Origin of the sequence: Flammeovirga pectinis, from assembly GCF_003970675.1 — a bacterium.
Taxonomy (GTDB): domain Bacteria; phylum Bacteroidota; class Bacteroidia; order Cytophagales; family Flammeovirgaceae; genus Flammeovirga; species Flammeovirga pectinis.
Genome location: NZ_CP034562.1, coordinates 1,485,705 through 1,507,221 on the forward strand (window position 1 = coordinate 1,485,705; position 21,517 = coordinate 1,507,221).

The following is a 21,517-nucleotide window of genomic DNA, read 5'->3' on the forward strand; positions in this document are numbered from 1 at the left end:
ATGCTTTTAGTTAGACTTAAGTTAACAACTTAATCTAGGTTTATCTGATCAATACCAATGGATGCAGCGCCTAAAATACCAGCATTGTTACCAAGTGTAGCAAGCTGAATGTTTAAATCTTTTGTATAATATTCAGGTAAGAAGTTATTAATAACTTCATACATGTTCCCTTTTAGGTAATCGAATGTTTCTGAGACACCGCCACCAATAAGGATTGATTTTATATCAAGAATACGGACGCAAGAAACAATTAGTTCACCTACGTATTTTCCCATATCATGGAACACCTGTAAAGCTACTTCATCTCCTTCATGTGCAGCTGTTGCAACTATTTTTGCATCAAATTCACCTTTTACTAAAGAAGTAGATAACTTACCTTCATCTATATATTTCGTTGCCATTTCTATTATACCAGCTTTACCTATGTTCTGTTCAATAGTTTTGCCTGTACTAGAAAGAATATGACCAATTTCTAAACCGTTTCCATCTCCTCCTTTAAAAACACGACCGTTAATAACGCATCCTCCACCAACACCTGTTCCAAGTGTAATGAAAATATATGTTTTAGGAACGGCGTCTAAACCAAAATGAAGCTCACCAAGTGCTGCAGCATTTGCATCATTATCCATTGCAATAGGCAATGAGGGGAAATTGTTTTTTAAAATTTTTACAAGTGGTTGTCTAGAGAGAGAAGGGACGTTTGGTAAATCTAGCGTAGAAAGCCCATCTGCAGAGATTGTACCTGGAATCCCGATACCAACAGAAGCAATATTTGGATATTTAGCTAATCTTTTTTCGAGTAGTTTAGAAAAATTACCACAGAAATCACCACCTTCAGAAACTTCTTTAGTTGGGTATTTTTTCTTTTTAATGATATTACCATCAGAGTCAACAACTCCAAACTTTACATTAGTACCACCAATATCAACACCTAAGAAATGCTTCATTTTTAAATTATTATAGGAGTAAAAAAATGTTTGATATATAATTTTAATAAATCATTTTCACATTTTCTTCATATTAATGAAGTTTATTTCTAACTATTTCACTATTTTTAGTCGATATTTGATCTAAACAATGACTGATAATAGATTTTTTAAACATATAATTCTATTTCTACTACTATTATTTGGCTTATCATTGAACGCAACTACCGAAGATGAAAACTCGGGCAACACTTCAATAATAAACGATAGTCTATTTAATAAATACGACAGTAAGAAAGTAGGTGCCTTTTTAACAAAGGGACATTTAGATAGTGCAAAAAACTATCTAGACGATCATTTGTATCTATTAGATGAAGATGGAGATTTCGAAGATAAGTTCTATGTTGCTTCCCAATATTGTACGTATTATGAAGATATTGGTAAACTTGATTCTGCAGAACAGTTTTGTCAGTTAGCATTAAATATATCGGAAGATAAATTGAATTTTGATTATATATCAAAAGCAAATACAAATCTTGCTACACTATATACATCTCAGGGTAAAACAGAAACTGCATTAAATTTATTAAAAACAGCATATGAAATTCAATTACAAAATGAAGATGTAGTTGATTTAGCATTTACTTTGAATAATATTGGGTTTATTTATTTTCAGCATAAAGAATATATTCATGCATTCGAAGTGTTTAATGAAATTCTTGACATTGAAGTAGACTCTACAAGTGAAAGACTTGAGTTTATTAAAGCAAATGCCTTATTAAATATGGCTGATATTCATTATGAATTTAATGAGTATGATGCTTTAAGGCATCTTTTGATTAAACTCGATAAAATGCAGGTTTTTACAATGAATAAAGATTTTGAAGGCTTTATTTATTTGTCTTTACTGAAAGGTAAACTTGCAATGGGTTTAAATGATATGGCACTTGCAAAGAAAATATTTCTTCTTACAGTAAGAGAGTCTAATAAAAAAGAATTTCCTCAGCCAAAGTTAAATTCCTATTTTTCAATAGGTAATTACTATTATAAATTAAAAGATTATACAAGTGCTTACGATGCTTATGAGAGAGCATACGTAATTAGTAAAAATAACAGACTTTTAGATTTTGAATATCAAGTTTCTTTAAAACTAGCACTTACGTTAAAGCAAATAAATAAAGATCAGTCTATTTATTTTTTCCAGAAATCTATAAATCTATCAGATAGTTTATTTAATCAACAAAAGACTGCTGCGGTTGCAGATATGCAGGCGTTTCATGAAGTTGAATTACAAAAAGAACAAAATGATGTATTAAGGGTTAGAGATCACGACAATTCTAAAAAGCTTGATGAACAGAAAAAGTTTATCGAGATGAGTATTGTTATCGTTGTTCTTCTCCTTATTTTCACCTATTATATTTACTTAAATCAGCGAAAAACAAAAAAGCTGAATCTAAAACTTTCTAGTGCTTTTAGAGAGTTAGAAATGGCTAATATTGAAGTTGAATCTGTAAATTCTGAATTATTAATAAAGAATGATGTTCTACGTGATACCTTGGAACACTCTAAACAACAAGGTAAACAACTGAATTATCAGCATGCTAAGATATCAAGTAGTATTAAAAGTGCACATTTAATTCAGTCTTCTATTTTACCGTCTGATAAAGGAATTACAAATGCATTTCCAAAGAACTTCATTTTTAATCAACCAAAAGATGTTGTAAGTGGAGACTTCTATTGGTTTACAGAACAGGAGGGTTGGAAAATTTATGCTTGTATTGATTGTACAGGTCATGGTGTTCCTGGAGCTCTTATGTCTATGATGGCGTCTAGTTCCTTATATGAAATTGTGCGTGGTAAAAAGATTTTATCACCAGGTAAAATACTTGGGGAACTTAATAATATTGTAGTTAGAAACCTTCAGCAAGATACCAACGATAATAATGATGGTATGGACATGACTTTAATAGCTATTAAAGGAAATGTTTTAAAATATGCAGGAGCAAAAAACCCTTTATATATAGTTCGAGATAGCTTAATTTACAAATTAGCAGGAACACGAAAATCAATAGGTGGAGAACTAGATTTAGTTTATGAAGAGCATGAATGGTTATTAGAAAAAGGAGATAACTTATTTATGGCTACCGATGGTTATCAAGATCAATTTGGTGGTGAGAAAACTAGAAAGTTTATGGTGAAAAGGTTGCGTGAATTATATGTTGAAATTGCAACATTACCTTCGTCAGAACAAAAAGTAGTTTTAGCAAATACCATTAATAAATGGATGGAAGAAGGACAATGGGAGCAGATTGATGATATGTTAATTATCGGAATCAAGATCTAAATGAAATCAAAAAATATTAAAAAAGCCTGTAATTGAATTTAAATCAATTACAGGCTTTTTTGTTAGAGGTCTAAAACTAAATGTGGAGGTCTTCCAATAACAGCTTTATTGTCTTTTATCACTATAGGTCTTTCAATTAACTTAGGGTATTCTACCAAGGCAGCAATATATTCATCATCAGAAAGTTCTTTACCTTTAAAGTTCTCTTTATAAATTGCTTCTCCTTTTCTTATGAGATCTAGAGGTTTAATTTTTAATAGAGACAATAAGTTAACGATTTCATCTCTTGATGGGTTCTCTTTTAAATACTCTCGTATTTTAATATCACTATCTCCACTTTCTTCATTTAATAGCTGAAGCGCTTCTCTACTTTTAGAACACCTTGGGTTATGCCAAATTGTAACCATACTAATCTATTTTTTTATTAAATAATTCAATTAATTTTCTTGCACCCGCAATAGCAGGCAATTTATTTTGAATTACTTCATTTTCCAAAGTATCCATTTGTTGTGTTACATTTGGGTTATTAATGAAAGCTCTTTTTAGATAGTTATCTATAGTTTCATGCATCCAATGTAAATTTTGTTGTTGGCGGTTGGATTGAAAATAGCCTTTAGATTTCATGTGCTTTTCAAATGAAAGGATATCTTCTAAAATATTATCAAGGCCTTCGTTTTGGAGTGAAGAACATGTCATAACTTTTGGAGACCAACCTGTTTCTGCAGGAGGAAAGAGGTGTAAAGCATTTTGGTATTCGGCCTTGGCTAATTTACCTTGGTGAATATTATCATTATCACATTTAGTAATAGCAATAGCATCTGCCATTTCCATTATCCCTCTTTTAATACCTTGTAGTTCATCTCCAGCTCCAGCAAGCATAAGTAATAGGAAAAAATCTACAATACCTTTTACAGTAGTTTCTGATTGTCCTACACCAACAGTTTCAATAAGGATAACATCAAAGCCTGCAGCCTCACAGAGTAGCATTGTCTCTCTTGTTTTATGATTTACACCACCAAGTGCATTACCTGCAGCAGAAGGGCGTACATAGGCCAATGGATCATTAGATAACTCCTCCATTCTAGTTTTATCACCTAAAATACTACCACCACTAATTTGAGAACTGGGATCTATAGTTAAAACAGCTAATTTTAACGTTCGTGAAGTAATGTACTTTCCGAAAGATTCAATAAAAGTACTTTTTCCAACACCAGGCACACCTGTAATCCCTACACGTAAGCTACCTCCAGTGTGTGGTAAAATAAGTTCTAAAACTTTTTCGGCTAGAATTAAATCATCAGAATGGCGGCTTTCTATTAAGGTAATCGCTCTACTTAATATTACACGGTTTCCAGCTATCACACCATTAGCATATTCTTCTGGTGTTAATCTTTTTTTTCTTTTATATTTCATATCGCGTTGTGATAAGACATTTGTTTCCATTGCAGATCTATTTTTTGTTTTGCTGAAAATTTGCTTATCACAGGTCATATTTTCAATTGCTAATTTACATATAAAGTAATTTATAATTAGTAAAAAAGGTTGATTTTACTGTTATAAGTGTAAAATTGATATTTTTTAATTTTATTTATCATATGTAAATATTATTAAAAATTTAAAAAAGATGATTTTAATATCTAAGTTAAAAAACTGACCTGTAGTAAATTAAGTGTATAAGTAGACGTGAAGTATTTTTATAGTCTAATTTTGAGTGATATTTAATTATAAAATAGATGACGAATGTTACTTCATTAACGGTAGCTATGTGTCAAATTTACATTAAATAATAAAGGTCAAAATGCTTATCACAGGACACGTTATTAACTAACATAAAATGACAGAATAATGAACATTACACACATAGAGCACATAGGTGTTGCAGTAGAAAACTTAGAAGAGTCAATTAAGTATTACGAAGAAGTTTTAGGACTAAAATGTTATGCTGTAGAAGAAGTAGTAGAACAAAAAGTAAAAACTGCTTTTTTTAAAGTAGGAGATACTAAGATTGAATTATTGGAATCTACTGCTGAAGATGGACCTATTGGAAAGTTTATCGCTAAAAAAGGCCCAGGTATGCACCATATGGCTTTTGCTGTAAAAGATATTGAAGCAAACTTAAAAGATGCAGAAGAAAAAGGTGTAAGATTATTAGATAAAACACCAAGAAGTGGAGCGGAAGGATTAGATATTGCCTTCTTGCACCCTAAATCTACGCATGGAGTTCTTACTGAGCTTTGCGAGAAGAAATAAAGATTTGAACAACAACCATTAACCTTAACCAGGGCAACTAGGGACATACTGAGAATTAGCAATTACAAGTATGAAATAACAACATTAAGTGATGTCCCTTTATTAACAACAAAAAGTAATTCATTGGCTATGGTTTAACCCATAGCCGATGCTTTTACTAAAGCGAATAACAATTAATTAACAAGAAGATGGAAAAGACCAATAACCAAGACAAAAAGATAAACACAGTATGTTCTTCTAAAAAGGATAAGTATATGGCGACAACTTTACAATCGTCTATTACAGATACTCTTGATACGGTATCCCTTGAGAAGAATTATTTGAAAGTAAAGAAAAAGTAACACATTTATTTATACATATAGGTATTCGACATTAATTGCGGTATCTATATTTTAACTGCCTTTATAGGCAAACGTATTATGGGTACTAACAAAGACAAGATCAGAGAACTTGTAGAGAAACGTAATGAAGCTAGACTGGGTGGTGGCGAAAAGCGTATTGAGAAACAACATGAACAAGGAAAGTTAACTGCTAGGGAAAGAATCGATATGCTTTTAGATGAGGGCAGTTTCGAAGAGTACGATATGTTTGTGACGCACCGTACTAAATCTTTCGGATTAGATAAACAAAAATATTTATCGGATGGTGTAGTTACTGGGCATGGTACAATTGATGGCCGTGTTGTTTATGTATTTGCACAAGATTTTACTGTATTTGGTGGATCTCTTTCTGAAACTTTTGCTCAAAAGATCTGTAAGGTTATGGATCAGGCAATGAAAGTTGGAGCACCAGTAATTGGATTAAATGATTCTGGTGGAGCGCGTATACAAGAAGGCGTTAGGTCATTAGCGGGTTACGCAGAAATTTTCCAAAGAAACATCTCGGCATCAGGGGTTATACCTCAGATCTCTGCCATTTTAGGCCCATGTGCGGGTGGTGCTGTGTATTCTCCAGCATTAACCGATTTTATCCTTATGACGGATCAATCATCTTATATGTTTGTTACTGGTCCTAAGGTAGTTAAATCTGTTACAGGTGAGGTAATTACAACAGAAGATTTAGGCGGTGCCAATATGCATGCATCTAAATCTGGTGTAGCTCATATGATGACAGAAAATGATGAAGAGACATTACTTTTGATTAGAAAGCTTATTAGTTTCTTACCATCAAATAACTTGGAAGAACCACCAATTATTCCTTGTGATGATCCTTTCGATAGAATAGAAGATCAACTGAATGAGATTATTCCAGACGATCCAAATAAGCCATACGATATGCTTGATGTTATCCATATGCTTGTGGATAATGAAGAGTTTTTAGAAATGCATAGAGCATATGCAAAAAATATAATTACAGGATTTGCTCGTTTTAACGGACGTCCAGTAGGAATTGTTGCTAACCAACCTTCGTTCTTAGCAGGTGTTTTAGATATTGAATCATCTAAAAAAGCAGCTCGTTTTGTACGATTCTGCGATGCTTTTAATATTCCAATTATAACACTTGTAGATGTTCCAGGTTTCTTACCGGGTTCTGGGCAAGAATATGGGGGTATAATTTTACATGGAGCCAAATTGTTATTTGCTTATGGTGAGGCAACTGTACCAAAAATCACAATTACTTTAAGAAAGTCTTACGGCGGAGCACATGATGTAATGAGTTCTAAGCAGTTAAGAGGAGATTTGAATTACGCTTGGCCAATGGCAGAAATTGCTGTTATGGGTGCTAAAGGAGCTGTTGAAGTTCTTGAAGGAAGACAAATTAGAAAAATCGAGAACGAGGAAGAAAGACAAAAATACATTAATGAAAAAGAGGATGAGTATACTGATAAGTTTGCAAATCCATATCAAGCGGCTAAATATGGCTTTATTGATGATGTAATTGAACCAAGAAATACTCGTTTCAGAATCTGTCGTGGATTGGATTTATTAGCTACTAAAAAAGAAGTGAATCCTCCTAAGAAACATTCTAATATTCCTTTATAAGAAAAGATATGGAACACCAATCAGTCAGCGTAGCAATTGAGGAAGGATTAGTTGTAACCTTAGTAGGTTTAGGCTTAGTATTCCTAACTCTAACTATTTTATTCTTAGTGTTCTCTTATGTAATGCCAGCAATAATGGCTTGGATAAATAGAACACCTAAAAAGCAAGTAGTAGAAGAGGTGAAAGGAGCAAAAGTATCTAGTGCATCAGGTGAGGTAAATGCAGTTATAGCAGCAGCTATTTACAACTACATTGAAGAAGCCCACGATGATGAAGATATTATCCTTACAATTCAAAAAGTGAAGAAGGCTTACTCTCCTTGGAGCTCAAAAATTTATGCAGTTCATGGTAGTCAGCTAAACCGTTAATTCTGAAGTAAAATGAAAAAATATAAATTTAATGTTAACGGTAATAATTATGCTGTTAAGATTACAAATGTAGAAGGGCAAACAATAAGTTTGGAGGTAAATGGAACTCCTTATGAAGTTGAAATGGAAAAAGAAGTGAAATCTTCTAAAACCCCTAAACTTGTACGTTCTTCTGCTCCTAGAACATCTGCTCCAAAGGCAATCACTCGTTCTGCAAAACAATCGAATGTAGTAGCACCCCTTCCAGGTACAATTATCTCTATAAAAGTAAAAGAGGGAGATGTTGTGAAAAAAGGAGATTTGCTAATGACAATGGAAGCCATGAAAATGGAAAACAATGTATTAGCAGAGCATGATGGCACTATTGATTCAATTAAAGTTTCTGAAGGGCAATCTTTACTACAAGGAGAAGTACTTGTAGAGATGGCTTAAGTTGTTTCAATTAATAAAAAGATACAATTATGAAACGCTTATTAATAGTTTTCGGAGCAATAGCCACCATATTGATGGCATGGGCTTCAGCAAGTGCAGCAGAAGTATTTATTAATAATCAAACATTAGGAGAGGCAGCGACTCAAGCAGTAGCAGCATCTACTCCTGGTTTTGGAACAATGGCTTTAGAAGGGCTTACAAACTTTATCAGTTTAACTGGTTTTGCGAACTTAACTCTTCCCAACTTTGCCATGATATGTGTAGGTTTATTCTTTATATTCCTCGCAATTAAATACGATTACGAACCACTATTATTAATTCCAATTGGTACAGGTGTTATTATTGGTAATATTCCATTTATCGCTGGTAATCAAATTGGTATTTATGAAGATGGCTCGGTTTTAAATTACTTATATTTTGGTGTTCAAAAAGGTATTTATCCACCATTGATTTTCTTAGGTATTGGAGCGATGACAGATTTTTCATCACTAATTGCCAATCCGAAATTAATGTTATTAGGTGCAGCTGCTCAGGTAGGTGTATTCTTAACTTTCATTGGTGCAATTGCCTTAGGTTTTGATTTAAAAGAAGCAGCTTCTATTGGTATTATAGGTGGAGCAGATGGCCCTACAGCCATTTTCTTATCCTCTAAAGAAGCGCCTCACTTATTGGGAGCAATTGCAATTGCGGCTTATTCTTATATGGCTTTAGTGCCTGTAATTCAGCCTCCAATTATGCGTTTGATGACTTCTGAAGACGAACGTAAAATTAAAATGAAGCCACCAAGAACGGTTTCAAAAACAGAGAAAATTATTTTCCCTATAGTAGGTTTAATTTTAACTACGTTCATTTCTCCGAGTGCATTACCACTTTTAGGAATGTTGTTCTTTGGTAACTTATTAAAAGAATCTGGCCATACAGAGAGATTAGCAAATACAGCTAGAACTTCCATGATCGATATTGTAACAATTCTATTAGGAGTTACAGTAGGAGCATCTACACAAGCAAGTGAGTTCATCACTTTAAATTCTATGAAGATTTTTGCACTAGGAGCAGCATCATTTGCCGTAGCAACTTTCTCAGGTTTAGCATTTGCAAAATTGATGAACGTATTCTTAAAAGGAGATGATAAAATTAATCCTCTAATTGGAGCAGCAGGTGTATCTGCAGTACCAGATTCAGCTCGTGTAGTACAACAAGAAGGGTTGAAATCTGACCCTACTAACCACTTATTAATGCATGCAATGGCACCAAACGTATCTGGTGTAATTGGCTCTGCAGTGGCAGCGGGTATATTAATGAGTTTCTTAACCTATTTCTCAAGTTTGTAAATTCTTAACCTCGAAAATAAACACACAATATTATGGCAACTAAATACGTATCAGCTGATGAGGCTGTAAAAATAATAAAGTCAGGAGATAGAGTATGTATTCAAGGTGGAGCAGCAACTCCGCAGGCATTAACTATTGCAATGACTGCTCGTGCAAACGAACTAAGAGATGTTGAAATTGTTCACTTACATACAGAAGGATTTGCGGGTTATGCAGAGGAACAATACGCTGAGAGTTTTAAGACAAATTGTTTCTTTATTGGTGGCAATGTAAGAAAACAAGTGTGGGCAGGTAATGCTCAATATATACCGGTTTTTTTAAGTGATATTCCCAATCTTTTTAGAAGAGATGTATTGCCATTAGATGTAGTAATGGTAAATGTATCTACTCCAGATAAACACGGTTATTGTTCTTTAGGAGTATCAGTTGATATTATTGTTGCTGCCATTGAAAAAGGACAGAAGGTTATTGCGCAAGTAAATAAGCAAATGCCACGTTGTATGGGTGATGGTATCTTACATATTGATCGTTTTGATGCAGTTGTAGAGGTAGATGAGACCATTTATGAAATGAAATTTACAGCTCCTTCTGATGTTGAAAAACAAATTGGAGCACATGTGGCAACACTAGTAGAAGATGGTGCTACTCTTCAGATGGGAATTGGAGGTATTCCAAATGCAGTACTTACTTATTTACATAATCATAAAAATTTGGGAGTGCATACAGAAATGTTCTCAGAAGGTTTGATTGATCTTTGTGAAAAAGGAATTGTAAATGGAGCAAATAAAAAGGTGAACCCTCATAAAATTGTTTCTGGTTTTGCAATGGGTACACGTCGTTTATATGATTTTATGGATGATAATCCTGAAGTTGAAATGATGGACATTGCTTATGTAAATGATACAGCGGTGATACGTCAGAATCCTAAAGTTACAGCAATTAACTCCGCCATAGAAGTTGATTTAACTGGTCAGATTTGTGCAGATTCTATAGGTACAAGAATGTTCTCTGGTGTAGGTGGTCAGATGGACTTTATGCGTGGAGCAGCATTATCAGAAGGAGGTAAGCCAATAACAGCGTTGCCATCTATTACTAACAAAGGAGTATCTAAAATTTCTCCATTCTTACAGCAAGGGGCAGGTGTGGTAACAACTAGAGCACATGCAAGGTTTGTAGTTACAGAGTACGGTATTGCAGATTTATTTGGACAAAATTTAGTTCAACGAGCTAAAGCATTAATATCAATTGCCCATCCAATGCATAGAGAAGCATTAGAAAAAGAGGCAAGAGAACGTTTCGGTAGAAGTTATTCAGCTTACGCAGGTATTTCACCTGAGTTAGTTTAATAGCTAGGTTTATTTTATTATTGTATATATAAACACACTAAATAACATAATTATGGCTGAGAAGTTATTTTCAGACTTCGAACCGATCAGTAAAGAAACTTGGAAAGAAAAAGTTATTACTGACCTAAAAGGAGCTGATTTCGATAAAAAACTAGTATGGAAAACGGAGAATGGTATGGCCATTTCTCCCTACTATACTTCAGAAGATAGAATAGGAAAAGAAGGATTTTTAGACCAATTAAAAGATATTTTACCTTCATCAGAAAGTGAAGGTCTAAATTGGGATAGCTTTCAAAAAGTAGTTGGTTCATCAAATGAAGAAATTAATGAAAATGCCCTTTACCTTTTAGATAGAGGTGTTGAAGGTTTAGTTTTTGATGTTGATAGTATCAAGAATTTTGATATTGAGATGGCTTTAAAAGGCATTAGTATCGAAATGGTACATGTATGTTTTGAAAACGTATCTCATCCTAGAACATTAGTGCGTGATTATGTTGGTTACTTACATATTCATGGCGTTTCTCTTGATAAAGTTCGAGGTTACGTAAATTTTGATCCTCTAGCAAATTATACAACAGCTGGAGATCTAGAAGATGAAAGTTTCCAAAGGTTATCAAGGTTAATATCTTATACTACAGAGATGCCTGGTTTTAAGGTGTTGAGCATTAATACAGATGCTTTTGTAAACGCTGGAGCTAATCATGTACAAGAATTAGCCTTTTCTTTAAATGCAGTTGTAGAGTATATAGATCAACTTGGTCGATTTAATATTGAACCAGAGGAGGTATTAGGAAATTTAATTTTCCAAGCAACAGTTGGAGGCGATTACTTCCATGAAATTGCAAAATTTAGAGCATTTAGACTGCTTTCAATTGAAGTTGCAAAACTGTATGATACTTCTTTTATCCCTGAGAGTTTACTAATAGTAGCAAATTCTTCATTATGGTCTAAATCATTATATGACCCTAACGTGAATATGCTTCGTAATACTACAGAAGCAATGTCTGCAGTATTAGGTGGTGTAAATGCAATTAATATTGTAGCACACAATTCATCTTATGAATCACCAACAAAACAATCTCAACGTATCGCCCTAAATATTTCTCATATTATGAGAGAAGAGGCTTACTTGGGTAAAGTGGCAGATCCATCAGCAGGTTCATATTATATTGATTCTCTTACTGAGCAAATTATGGATGCAGCATTAATGTTGTTCCAAACAATTGAATCAGAAAATGGATTTTTGAAATGTTTTAATAATGGTGTAATTCAGAGTTTGATCACAAAAACTAGAGATCATAAAGAAAAACTAATTGCACAAAGAAGAAGCGTTTATGTTGGAACTAACAGGTATCCTAATCAGTTAGAGGAAATCAATCCTGAAAATATAACTGTAACACATGATAAAGTAAGTAAAGTAGAATTGTTACAACCGCAAAGAGCAACTTTACAATTCGAAAACCTTCGTCTTAAAACGGAACAATATGTTCATGACGGAGGAGCAAGACCAAAAGTATTTAATGCCTTATTTGGTAATTTGGCCATGCGAAAAGCACGCTCCACTTTTGCAATGGATTTCTTTGGTACGGCTGGATTTGTATCATCAGAACAATTTTATAACAGCGTAGAAGAAGCAATTGAAGGAGCAATAACTTCTGATGCTGATGTGATTGTAATTTGTTCTTCTGATCAAGAATACGCAGAAAGTGTAGAAGCATTTGCAAAAGCATTTAAATCTTCTGATGCTAAAAGTAAAAAGTTACTACTTGCAGGTTACCCAGGTGATAAAGAGCAAGATTACTTAGCAGCAGGTATAGATGGGTTTGTTCATGTAAAAACAAATGCCATTCAAGCTTTAAAGCAATTCCAATCAGATTTGGAAATTGTTTAATGTCGTAATTGAGTATGTAACGTAAACATTCTATTGATTTACGAACTTAAATTAAAGAACGATGAGACCAGATTTTTCGAAATTAGATATAAATAAAATCAAGATTACTTCTCCTGAAAAGTTAGTTGCCGAACAAGGTAAAGAATGGAAAACAGCAGAAGGGATCTCAGTTAAAAAAGGGTTTGATAAAGCAGATTGCAGTACCGCTGAACATTTAGAGTTTGGTGCAGGTTTACCTCCATTTTTAAGAGGACCGTATTCTGCAATGTATGCATTACGCCCTTGGACTATCCGTCAATATGCAGGTTTTTCTACTGCAGAAGAATCAAATGCATTTTATAAAAGAAACTTGGCGGCAGGTCAGAAAGGACTTTCTGTAGCTTTTGATTTGGCAACACATAGAGGTTACGATTCTGATCACCCTCGTGTTGTTGGAGATGTTGGTAAAGCTGGCGTTGCCATTGATTCTGTAGAAGACATGAAAATCTTATTTAATGATATTCCATTAGATAAAATGTCTGTATCAATGACAATGAACGGAGCAGTTGTTCCAGTACTTGCTTTTTACATTGTAGCAGCAGAAGAAGCTGGCGTAAGTAAGGAGAAATTGAGTGGTACTATTCAGAATGATATTTTAAAGGAATTTATGGTTAGAAATACCTATATCTATCCTCCAAAACCATCAATGCGTATCATCTCTGATATTTTTTCTTATACTTCTAACAACATGCCGAAGTATAATTCTATATCAATTTCTGGCTACCATATGCAAGAAGCTGGAGCAACTGCAGATATTGAATTAGCCTATACTTTAGCAGATGGTTTAGAATATTTAAAAGCAGGTAAAGCGGCAGGGTTAGATATTGATGCTTTTGCACCTCGTTTATCTTTCTTTTGGGCAATTGGTATGAACCATTTTATGGAGATTGCTAAAATGCGTGCAGGGAGAATGCTTTGGGCTAAGATTGTAAAACAATTTGGTCCTAAAAATCCAAAGTCGATGGCTTTGAGAACACATTCTCAAACATCGGGATGGTCTTTATCTGAACAGGATCCATTTAATAATGTAGCGAGAACAGCAATCGAAGCAATGGGTGCTGCTTTAGGGCATACTCAATCACTACATACTAATGCTCTTGATGAAGCGATTGCTTTACCTACAGATTTTTCAGCGCGTATTGCTCGTAATACACAGTTGTATTTACAAGATGAAACTAACATCTGTAAAGTAATTGATCCTTGGGCAGGTTCGCATTATGTAGAATATCTAACAAACGAAATTGCTCAGAAAGCCTGGAAATTAATTGAAGAGGTTGAAGAGAATGGTGGAATGGCCAAAGCGATTGAAAAAGGTATTCCAAAAATGCGTATTGAAGAAGCATCTGCTCGTAAACAAGCTAGAATTGATTCTGGTCATGATACTATTGTGGGCGTAAATAAATACATTTCAAACGAAAAGACGGATATTGATGTTTTAGAAATAGACAACACTACTGTTCGTGATGGACAGGTTGCTCGTTTAAAACAAATGCGTGAAGATAGAGATACTGCAAAAGCAGAAGCAGCAATAAAAGCTATCGAAGTTGCAGCAGCAACGGGAGAGGGTAACTTATTAGCTTTAGCTGTAGAAGCGGCAAGATGTAGAGCATCTCTTGGTGAAATTTCGGATGCTATGGAAAAAGATTTCGGTCGTTATAAAGCAACAATCAGAAATATTTCAGGAGTTTATTCTCATGAGGTAGCTGGTGATAAAGCCTTTGCAGAAGCAAAAAGTTTAGCAAATGAATTCGAGAAATTGGAAGGTAAACGTCCAAGAGTAATGATTGCTAAAATGGGACAAGATGGTCATGATAGAGGAGCCAAAGTGATTGCAACGAGTTTTGCAGATATTGGCTTTGATGTAGATATGGGTCCTCTTTTCCAAACACCAGAAGAAGTAGCTCGTCAGGCAGCTGAAAATGATGTGGATTGTGTAGGTGCTTCTAGTTTAGCGGCAGGCCATAAAACATTAATTCCTCAGTTAATTGAAGAGTTAAAGCGTTTAGGTCGTGAAGATATTATGGTCTTTGCTGGTGGTGTAATTCCAGAACAAGATTATCAATTTTTATATGATAATGGTGTTGCGTCAATTTTTGGTCCTGGTACTAAGATTCCAGTTTCGGCCAAAAAGGTACTTCAACTCTTATTAGAAGATGAAGAAATTGAGAAATAGATAAATGTGTTCTTATTTTTAGGGTATCAAATCTTTGGGTTTGATACCCTTTTTTAATTAACCATCTACAAAATGAAAAAATTAGTAATTATCACTTTGTCTTTTTTGTCACCCTTTTTACTCTTTGGGCAGGAAAATGGGAAAGTATTTGATAACCTTAAAGTACCGAGTAAACTGTTAAAAAGTGACCGTAACTTTTCTATTTACTTACCTCCTGGATATGACGAGTCGGAGAGAAGTTACCCTGTTTTATATTTATTGCATGGATATAGTGATAACCACACCGGTTGGATTCAGTTTGGAGAAGTAAACTACATTGCTGATAAAGCGATAAAGGAGAAGAAAGCAACACCTATGATAATTGTTATGCCAGATGCTGACACTGATAGGATTGGGTATTTTAATACGATTGATGGTAATTGGAATTATGAAGATTACTTCTTTAATGAGCTAATGCCTTATGTAGAAAATAAATACCGTATTAGAAAAGAAAAAAGATATAGAGCAATTGCCGGCCTTTCGATGGGGGGTGGCGGTACTTTTGTTTATGCCTTACATCACCCTGAATTATTTTCTTCTGCTTGTCCTTTAAGTGCATGGTTTGGAGAAGCAAACCCTGAAGAGAGAAAAGGTGAAGTAGATGAATATTACAAAGGAAAATCAGAAAACGAAATTAAAGAGCATTATGATAAGAATAATCCTTTAGTTCTTGTAGATAATTTACCAGATAAAATAGCATCTGAAAACCAAGTCAAATGGTATATAGATTGTGGAGATGATGATTTTCTATTTGAGGGAAATAGTATGATGCACATCAAAATGAGAAAGAAAAATATTGAACATCAATATAGAGTTAGAGATGGGGGACATAGTTGGTCGTATTGGAGATCAGCCTTACCAAATGTACTTGAATTTGTAACTGATACCTTTCATCAGAAATAAAAAAAACAGTCCATAATCAATTAAGTTTATGGACTGTTTCTTTATGGAGTTTTTAATAAACTGTTATGGTAAAGTAGCTTTATAATAACCTACTTTATCATTAGCTCCACCATCATAAACAACATAGTTTACTTTTATATTTTGACCTTCTTCAATTACAATTTCAGATTGTGAATTAAGAATAGTACCAATTTTAGTATCTATGTCTTCTTGTGTATTATTTCTACCATCAAAATTTGCATAACTTTCTCCTACAGAAGTATAATCTGCAGCGGTTACTGTATACTCTTGATCATATTTGTCATCTGTTGTAACAACGAAAGTATAAACAGGAGATACATTCCATAATTTGGTTTCATTATCCCATTTGTAAGCACCAGTTTGAGCTTGAGTGTCACTTATAGCTACCCAAGTTTTGTTCTTATAATTAAATTCAGTGACATAATCTTTTGTAACTCTATTGCCATCACTGTCTTTTTCAGAAACGGAATATTGAATTACTTGTACATCTCCTTCAGAGGCATAAGGTTTTTCAATTAAGTTTAGCCATGTAGGAATTCTTGCTAAAGCGTTATCCTTACTATTAAAATTATCATGTGATTGTTCCATTGCTCGATAATCATCTGATTGAAGAACATAAATTTGCTGCCAAATAGGACTACCAAACGAGATGTACTCTATTAATGTATCAGTAGCTGTTGTATTGCCATTTTCGTAATACGTAGCTGTTAAACTCACTACATCACTTTTTACTGCTGGAGATCCATTCAATAAAGTAAAAACAGAATCACAAACTTGAATAGAAGAATTGAGACTTAAAGAACCAAAACCACCAAATCTATCATAATCAGACTGCGTAGCAGTATATGGAATTGTAGTCCCTTTATATAATGAATTGAAGTAATTGTATGTGGTATTCATTATATCACCACTTACACCATAGAACTTTTGATTTAAGACTTGAGCTACACCACAAGTGTCATTGTCTGGTGGTACTGCTTTGCTAAAGCTCATGAATTTTTGCACATCCGCATTACAAGATAAACCATAATCATCTTCTGTGAATGTGTAATCAGAGGTAACTGGAGATCGACCATCATCAATGGAGTCATTTATTTCCTTGAGAGGGTCACAGGCAATGGTCATTAGAAATACTAAGACTAGCCCAATTATATTTTTAAACATTGTCATTATATCAATAATTATTTTTGACTAGAAATTAAGTTTAATGCTTGTAGACCATGTTGTACCAGCACCGTAAAAAACTTGTGCTGTATCCCAATCATGCGAAGCACCATCGAATGCGTCAGAAACATATTTAGTATTAAATACATTATTTACCTTAGCATAAAATGTAGCATCAATTTTACCCAATGGGAATTTATAACTAGCATTTAAATCAAATAAATTATAAGTAGGTACTTGCCAAGAATCAACACTTTTTTCTGGAGTATTGACTTGAGTAACATTAAAATCAGCAAATAATCTATCATAAAGATTCCAATCTGCACCAACTTTTAAGCCTGCTAAAACTACATAGTTTAATCCTAAAGCAGCAGTAGTTTGAGCAGCATCACCAACATGTAGTCCTTGTGCATATACATCAACTTTACCAACTTCTTGTTGTGTATCATCGTAAATCGGGACATCTAAAACATTTTTGTCCCATTTCCAATTACCGAACGATGCCATACCCGTAATCGTTAATTTATCATTGGGTCTAATTGTGAAATCTAGTTCAAGTCCAGAGTGAACAGCATCTAAACCAGGAATGTTTGCAGAATAACTAACAGAAGAACCTGCTTGTCTAACTGAAGCTCTGTAATATTTATCTTTCCAAGTAGTATGATAAACATTTACATTACCAGAAATTAATTTACTCCTATATCCGTAACCAAGTTCAAAACTTAAGGCTTTTTCATTTACAACACCTTCATTTGTATTGTTGTTATAATTAGGCCAAACACTGTTAAAGAAAGGTTGACGAGAGAAGTAACCACCATTTACAAATATGTTATGTACATCTGTTAGATTATAATTTGCACCACCTTTTATGTTGTAACCAAAAAAGCTTTGCCAATCAGTTTTCTGATTTTCTGGAGCATATTGCATATAATCTATTCTTTGGAACGATTGGTTTGAACCTGATAAAGATAAGAATGCACTTAATTTGTCTTTAGAATATTCTGCTTGAGCAAATACACCTTGCCACCAAACTAAACCATCGTTATTGTATTGAATTTTGTCTCCAACTTTTACAGCTCTTTGTGTTGCACCAACTGAACCAGCTTCTGCATTACTAATTGCAGGGTCAAAATAGAATTGCCCACCAAGTAAATCTTTTACTTCTCTGTAATGGTTGCCTTCATAATATCTAAGATCTAAACCTCCCGTAAATGTAATATGATCACTTAATTGAGCAGTTAGTGTAGATAGGCCTCCATACCATTGATGGTTATTTACACCATTATAGATGATAGATTCAGAACCTTGTCTACCTAAAGCAACATTCTCATCAACAATTTGATCAAAATTAATTACTCCATCTCTACGGTATGGGTTGCTAAGGCTAGGGCCAAATTTATCAACACCAGTACCACCAGATCCACCACCACGTCCAATAGAACTATACACTACAGTAGCTAAATCCATTTTGTCGTTAATATTCCAGAACCAATTTAATGATATCTGAGGCTTGTGGTAATAATTTTCTCTAACGTTATATTCTTCACCATTTCTATAGCCCCAATCACCGTTGTATTTAATACCTCTTCCAGATTCTTTATAATCTGATAGCATGACTTTATTTCTACGTTGACCGTGAACTTGAGGTGCACCAAAAACAGTAAATGATAATTGGTGACTATCGTTTATTTTTTTTGAGATATTGGCAAAGTAGGAGTAACCTTCAAATGTTGTTCCATCTACAAATCCAATACCTGTTGTTTTAGATCCTGAGACCGTTACGGCCCATCCATTTTCAGTTTGTCCTGTTGATGCCGTGAAACCAATCTTACTGTAGCCATCGTTACCAATTCCATAACTTAGGTTACCGCCTTTTTTTGCATCGGTAGTTTTAGTTAAAATATTGATAGTACCACCAACAGACGGAACAGCTACCTTAGAGGCACCTAAACCACGTTGTACTTGCATTGTTCTTGTTACATCTGATAGACCAGCCCAGTTAGACCAATAAACAGAACCATTTTCCATGTCGTTTACAGGTACACCGTTAATCATTACGGCAATATTGGCAGAAGAAAACCCTCTAAGGTTAATTCTAGAATCACCATAACCACCACCAGATTTTGTAGCATACACACCAGGTGTAGATTTTAGTATCTCTGGGAACTCTTGTGTTCCTAATTTTTCTTCTAAAACTTCGGGTTTAATTGTTGAGACCGCTACAGGAGTTTTCCTGTCAACAGCTACAGATGCAATAATTTCAACTTCTGCTAAACCAATTGCATCGGAAGGCATATACTGATTGCCTAAATTAATTTCAGAACCATTTAAATCAACATTTTGCTGGATAGTTTGTAAACCAACAAAGGAAATATCAAGTACTGTAGGACCAGTTTTACTTGTTTTTAATGTGAAATTACCATCAAAGTCTGATGTAGTTCCAATAGTGGTCCCTTTAATTACTATTGATGCACCAATTACAGGTTGATCAGTTTCTTTTTCTATGATCGTACCTTTGATGACAGTGGATGCTTCTTGTGCATAATTAGATAATGAAATCAGAAATGCAAGAAACAACATTGTAGTCTTTTTCATACAATATTGAATAATTAATTAGATTGAAGAGGTAATTTTAAATATCTAAAAATTAGGCATTTACTTTTTGGGTTATATGTCAATAAATAGAATGCCTTATCGAATATAAAAAATAAGTTAATTTATTACATTAGAAATATGCTATGTTTTACAAAAAAGAAAACCCCAACATGATATAATCATGTTGGGGTTTGGAATTGTACAAGTTGTTATGTTATTGAACGTCCCAATTTGCAGTTTCTCCATTATAAATATATGGTTTTGATACAGTGTTTGTACCATTATCATAATATTGGAAGAATACACTAACTTCTTGGTCAGCTTTGTTTAATTCAGGATAATTTACTGTAAGAATATGATTGATTTTTGCATCAAGGATATTATCTACAGGAGTTCCTTCAGGGTATTCGCCAGCAACATTATCATAGTAACCAAAGTTACCATATTTACCATCGCCTGTTAAATCGTAATCTGCTTGAGTTAATGTAATAACCGCAGCTAGAGATACTTTCCAAGTAGACTCGTCGTATTTGTATTTAAATTTATCAACATTAGTAGAAGCTAAAATAGGAGCACTTTGATTCCAATTAGAACCCATTGTGTAAGACATAGATTGATCTATAGTTCCTAAGTCACCACCAGCATAATACTTATAGATAAATTGTATTTCATCTCCTTCTTGAGCATATGGGAATTTAGAAATTACAAAAGTAGGTAAATAATTTTCTGGTAAAATAGAAGAACTAAAATTATTATATTTACCTGGAGCGCCCATTGCATCATAATCTTCAGCAAGTAACATATATAGTGATGGGTTTCCAGAATATACTTCAAAACCATCAGCTCCTTTTGAATAAGGAGTATGCATAGTCTCAATTAATAAATCATCTTCCATAGTGGTCCCATCAACAAAGTCAATAGCCACCTTATAAGATGTCATTATCAAGAAAGCTTCATCTTCAGAAGTATAAATACTATCTAATATCGCAGGCATTGCAAGTTCTGCTTTTTCTAATGATGTAAAAGCATAATAGCAGTTTGAACTTGCCTCAAAAGCATAAGTTCTTTTGACTGGTGTTTTTGTGCCATTATTATAGAATTGATATTCAACTGTAAGTTCATTTCCAATTGTAGATTGTCCACTGTAATTAGTTTTTAAAATAAAACTAATTTTAGCATCAATAACATTCTCAACACTTACTCCATCAGGGTATTCACCAGCTTCATCATCATAATAACCAAAGTTACCATAATTATCACCTGTTAATTTGTAATCATCTGAAGTGAAAGTAATGGTAGAAAGTGCTTCATTAAGAGCTATCTTATTCCAGATGTCATTGTTATAGCAGATCTCACTATTATACTTTTTATAATCATCTTCGTTTGTATAATAAGGAGCATTAAAAGCAGGTTCTTCTACTAATGTACCAACAGAATAAGTCACTTCAATAATCTTATTATTAGTGTACTGATTACTTTGATAAGTTGAGTTTAAAATACTCGGAACACCATTTTGAGCACTTTCAATAGTACTAAATACAGTGTCATCTTCTGAGATAGTTGTCGATGCAGGGATTGCGTCATTATCTCTTTTAAGTTGTATATCATTATCAGCTGATTCGTGAATATCTTTATAAGGTTCACACGAAAATAATCCAGCAGATAGTGCTAATATATATATTAATGATTTTTTCATTTTCTTAATTAATTATC

At 33.7% G+C, this 21,517-nt stretch carries 17 protein-coding genes; 11 read left to right on the plus strand and 6 right to left on the minus strand.

Annotated features, from left to right (window positions below; all coding sequences use genetic code 11):
• Positions 1 to 29 precede the first annotated feature (29 nt).
• Positions 30 to 947, minus strand: coding sequence for an ROK family protein (locus EI427_RS05995; RefSeq protein WP_126612668.1), 918 nt, complete (start codon positions 945 to 947; stop codon positions 30 to 32).
• A 130-nt stretch (positions 948 to 1,077) separates the two neighbouring features.
• Between EI427_RS05995 and EI427_RS06000 the strand changes: the two genes are divergently transcribed.
• Complete coding sequence (locus tag EI427_RS06000; RefSeq protein WP_126612670.1) at positions 1,078 to 3,270, plus strand: SpoIIE family protein phosphatase; 2,193 nt, start codon at positions 1,078 to 1,080, stop codon at positions 3,268 to 3,270.
• 62 nt (positions 3,271 to 3,332) lie between these two features.
• Here the strand turns inward: EI427_RS06000 and arsC are convergent, their stop codons facing one another.
• Positions 3,333 to 3,683: an arsenate reductase (glutaredoxin) gene (gene arsC, locus EI427_RS06005; RefSeq protein WP_317125744.1), complete on the minus strand. Its 351-nt coding sequence runs from the start codon at positions 3,681 to 3,683 to the stop codon at positions 3,333 to 3,335.
• Entirely contained in the window at positions 3,679 to 4,683 is a 1,005-nt protein-coding gene (gene meaB / locus EI427_RS06010; protein WP_126612674.1) for a methylmalonyl Co-A mutase-associated GTPase MeaB, read from the minus strand. Before meaB ends, arsC begins: the two co-directional genes overlap by 5 nt.
• Before the next feature lie 432 nt (positions 4,684 to 5,115).
• On the opposite strand from meaB, the gene mce reads away from it, so the two are divergent.
• The 10 genes from mce (at position 5,116) to EI427_RS06055 (ending at position 16,024) form a co-directional block, all read left to right on the plus strand.
• Complete coding sequence (mce, locus tag EI427_RS06015) at positions 5,116 to 5,520, plus strand: methylmalonyl-CoA epimerase (protein ID WP_126612676.1); 405 nt, start codon at positions 5,116 to 5,118, stop codon at positions 5,518 to 5,520.
• A 188-nt stretch (positions 5,521 to 5,708) separates the two neighbouring features.
• Positions 5,709 to 5,861, plus strand: a complete 153-nt coding sequence (locus EI427_RS25890; RefSeq protein ID WP_155523282.1) for a hypothetical protein — start codon at positions 5,709 to 5,711, stop codon at positions 5,859 to 5,861.
• A 78-nt stretch (positions 5,862 to 5,939) separates the two neighbouring features.
• Positions 5,940 to 7,502 carry an acyl-CoA carboxylase subunit beta gene (locus EI427_RS06020; protein ID WP_126612678.1) on the plus strand — a complete coding sequence of 521 codons (1,563 nt, stop codon included), beginning with the start codon at positions 5,940 to 5,942 and terminating at the stop codon, positions 7,500 to 7,502.
• 8 nt (positions 7,503 to 7,510) lie between these two features.
• A complete protein-coding gene (locus EI427_RS06025; protein WP_126612680.1) occupies positions 7,511 to 7,870 on the plus strand; it encodes an OadG family protein in 360 nt (119 codons plus the stop codon).
• A 12-nt stretch (positions 7,871 to 7,882) separates the two neighbouring features.
• Positions 7,883 to 8,302: a biotin/lipoyl-containing protein gene (locus EI427_RS06030; protein ID WP_126612682.1), complete on the plus strand. Its 420-nt coding sequence runs from the start codon at positions 7,883 to 7,885 to the stop codon at positions 8,300 to 8,302.
• Positions 8,303 to 8,331: 29 nt separating this feature from the next.
• The gene (locus EI427_RS06035) at positions 8,332 to 9,633 is read left to right on the plus strand and encodes a sodium ion-translocating decarboxylase subunit beta (protein WP_126612684.1); all 1,302 of its coding nucleotides are present in this window, start codon (positions 8,332 to 8,334) and stop codon (positions 9,631 to 9,633) included.
• Positions 9,634 to 9,665: 32 nt separating this feature from the next.
• On the plus strand, positions 9,666 to 10,979 hold the full coding sequence (locus EI427_RS06040) for an acetyl-CoA hydrolase/transferase family protein (RefSeq protein WP_126612686.1): 1,314 nt from the start codon (positions 9,666 to 9,668) through the stop codon (positions 10,977 to 10,979).
• Between the two features lie 52 nt (positions 10,980 to 11,031).
• Positions 11,032 to 12,870 (plus strand): methylmalonyl-CoA mutase family protein, encoded by a 1,839-nt coding sequence (locus EI427_RS06045; protein ID WP_126612688.1) that lies wholly within the window; start codon positions 11,032 to 11,034, stop codon positions 12,868 to 12,870.
• Positions 12,871 to 12,931: 61 nt separating this feature from the next.
• A complete protein-coding gene (scpA, locus tag EI427_RS06050) occupies positions 12,932 to 15,082 on the plus strand; it encodes a methylmalonyl-CoA mutase (protein WP_126612691.1) in 2,151 nt (716 codons plus the stop codon).
• A 72-nt stretch (positions 15,083 to 15,154) separates the two neighbouring features.
• The gene (locus EI427_RS06055) at positions 15,155 to 16,024 is read left to right on the plus strand and encodes an alpha/beta hydrolase (protein WP_126612693.1); all 870 of its coding nucleotides are present in this window, start codon (positions 15,155 to 15,157) and stop codon (positions 16,022 to 16,024) included.
• A 63-nt stretch (positions 16,025 to 16,087) separates the two neighbouring features.
• Here EI427_RS06055 and EI427_RS06060 read toward each other — a convergent pair whose 3' ends face one another.
• The 3 genes from EI427_RS06060 to EI427_RS06070 form a co-directional block, all read right to left on the minus strand.
• Positions 16,088 to 17,215, minus strand: a complete 1,128-nt coding sequence (locus EI427_RS06060) for a hypothetical protein (RefSeq protein WP_126612695.1) — start codon at positions 17,213 to 17,215, stop codon at positions 16,088 to 16,090.
• A gap of 21 nt (positions 17,216 to 17,236) precedes the next feature.
• A complete protein-coding gene (locus EI427_RS06065; protein ID WP_126612697.1) occupies positions 17,237 to 19,804 on the minus strand; it encodes a TonB-dependent receptor in 2,568 nt (855 codons plus the stop codon).
• A 214-nt stretch (positions 19,805 to 20,018) separates the two neighbouring features.
• Positions 20,019 to 21,500 (minus strand): hypothetical protein, encoded by a 1,482-nt coding sequence (locus tag EI427_RS06070; RefSeq protein WP_126612699.1) that lies wholly within the window; start codon positions 21,498 to 21,500, stop codon positions 20,019 to 20,021.
• Positions 21,501 to 21,517 lie beyond the last annotated feature (17 nt).

Excerpts from the sequence above, each read along its gene's own strand:
- EI427_RS06045 (WP_126612688.1), top strand. The coding sequence starts at position 11,032 with ATGGCTGAGAAGTTATTTTCAGACTTCGAACCGATCAGTAAAGAAACT.
- meaB (WP_126612674.1), bottom strand. The coding sequence starts at position 4,683 with ATGAAATATAAAAGAAAAAAAAGATTAACACCAGAAGAATATGCTAAT.
- EI427_RS06070 (WP_126612699.1), bottom strand. The coding sequence starts at position 21,500 with ATGAAAAAATCATTAATATATATATTAGCACTATCTGCTGGATTATTT.
- EI427_RS06040 (WP_126612686.1), top strand. The coding sequence starts at position 9,666 with ATGGCAACTAAATACGTATCAGCTGATGAGGCTGTAAAAATAATAAAG.
- EI427_RS25890 (WP_155523282.1), top strand. The coding sequence starts at position 5,709 with ATGGAAAAGACCAATAACCAAGACAAAAAGATAAACACAGTATGTTCT.
- EI427_RS06055 (WP_126612693.1), top strand. The coding sequence starts at position 15,155 with ATGAAAAAATTAGTAATTATCACTTTGTCTTTTTTGTCACCCTTTTTA.
- mce (WP_126612676.1), top strand. The coding sequence starts at position 5,116 with ATGAACATTACACACATAGAGCACATAGGTGTTGCAGTAGAAAACTTA.
- EI427_RS05995 (WP_126612668.1), bottom strand. The coding sequence starts at position 947 with ATGAAGCATTTCTTAGGTGTTGATATTGGTGGTACTAATGTAAAGTTT.
- EI427_RS06060 (WP_126612695.1), bottom strand. The coding sequence starts at position 17,215 with ATGACAATGTTTAAAAATATAATTGGGCTAGTCTTAGTATTTCTAATG.
- scpA (WP_126612691.1), top strand. The coding sequence starts at position 12,932 with ATGAGACCAGATTTTTCGAAATTAGATATAAATAAAATCAAGATTACT.
- EI427_RS06035 (WP_126612684.1), top strand. The coding sequence starts at position 8,332 with ATGAAACGCTTATTAATAGTTTTCGGAGCAATAGCCACCATATTGATG.
- EI427_RS06020 (WP_126612678.1), top strand. The coding sequence starts at position 5,940 with ATGGGTACTAACAAAGACAAGATCAGAGAACTTGTAGAGAAACGTAAT.
- EI427_RS06065 (WP_126612697.1), bottom strand. The coding sequence starts at position 19,804 with ATGAAAAAGACTACAATGTTGTTTCTTGCATTTCTGATTTCATTATCT.
- EI427_RS06030 (WP_126612682.1), top strand. The coding sequence starts at position 7,883 with ATGAAAAAATATAAATTTAATGTTAACGGTAATAATTATGCTGTTAAG.
- EI427_RS06000 (WP_126612670.1), top strand. The coding sequence starts at position 1,078 with ATGACTGATAATAGATTTTTTAAACATATAATTCTATTTCTACTACTA.
- EI427_RS06025 (WP_126612680.1), top strand. The coding sequence starts at position 7,511 with ATGGAACACCAATCAGTCAGCGTAGCAATTGAGGAAGGATTAGTTGTA.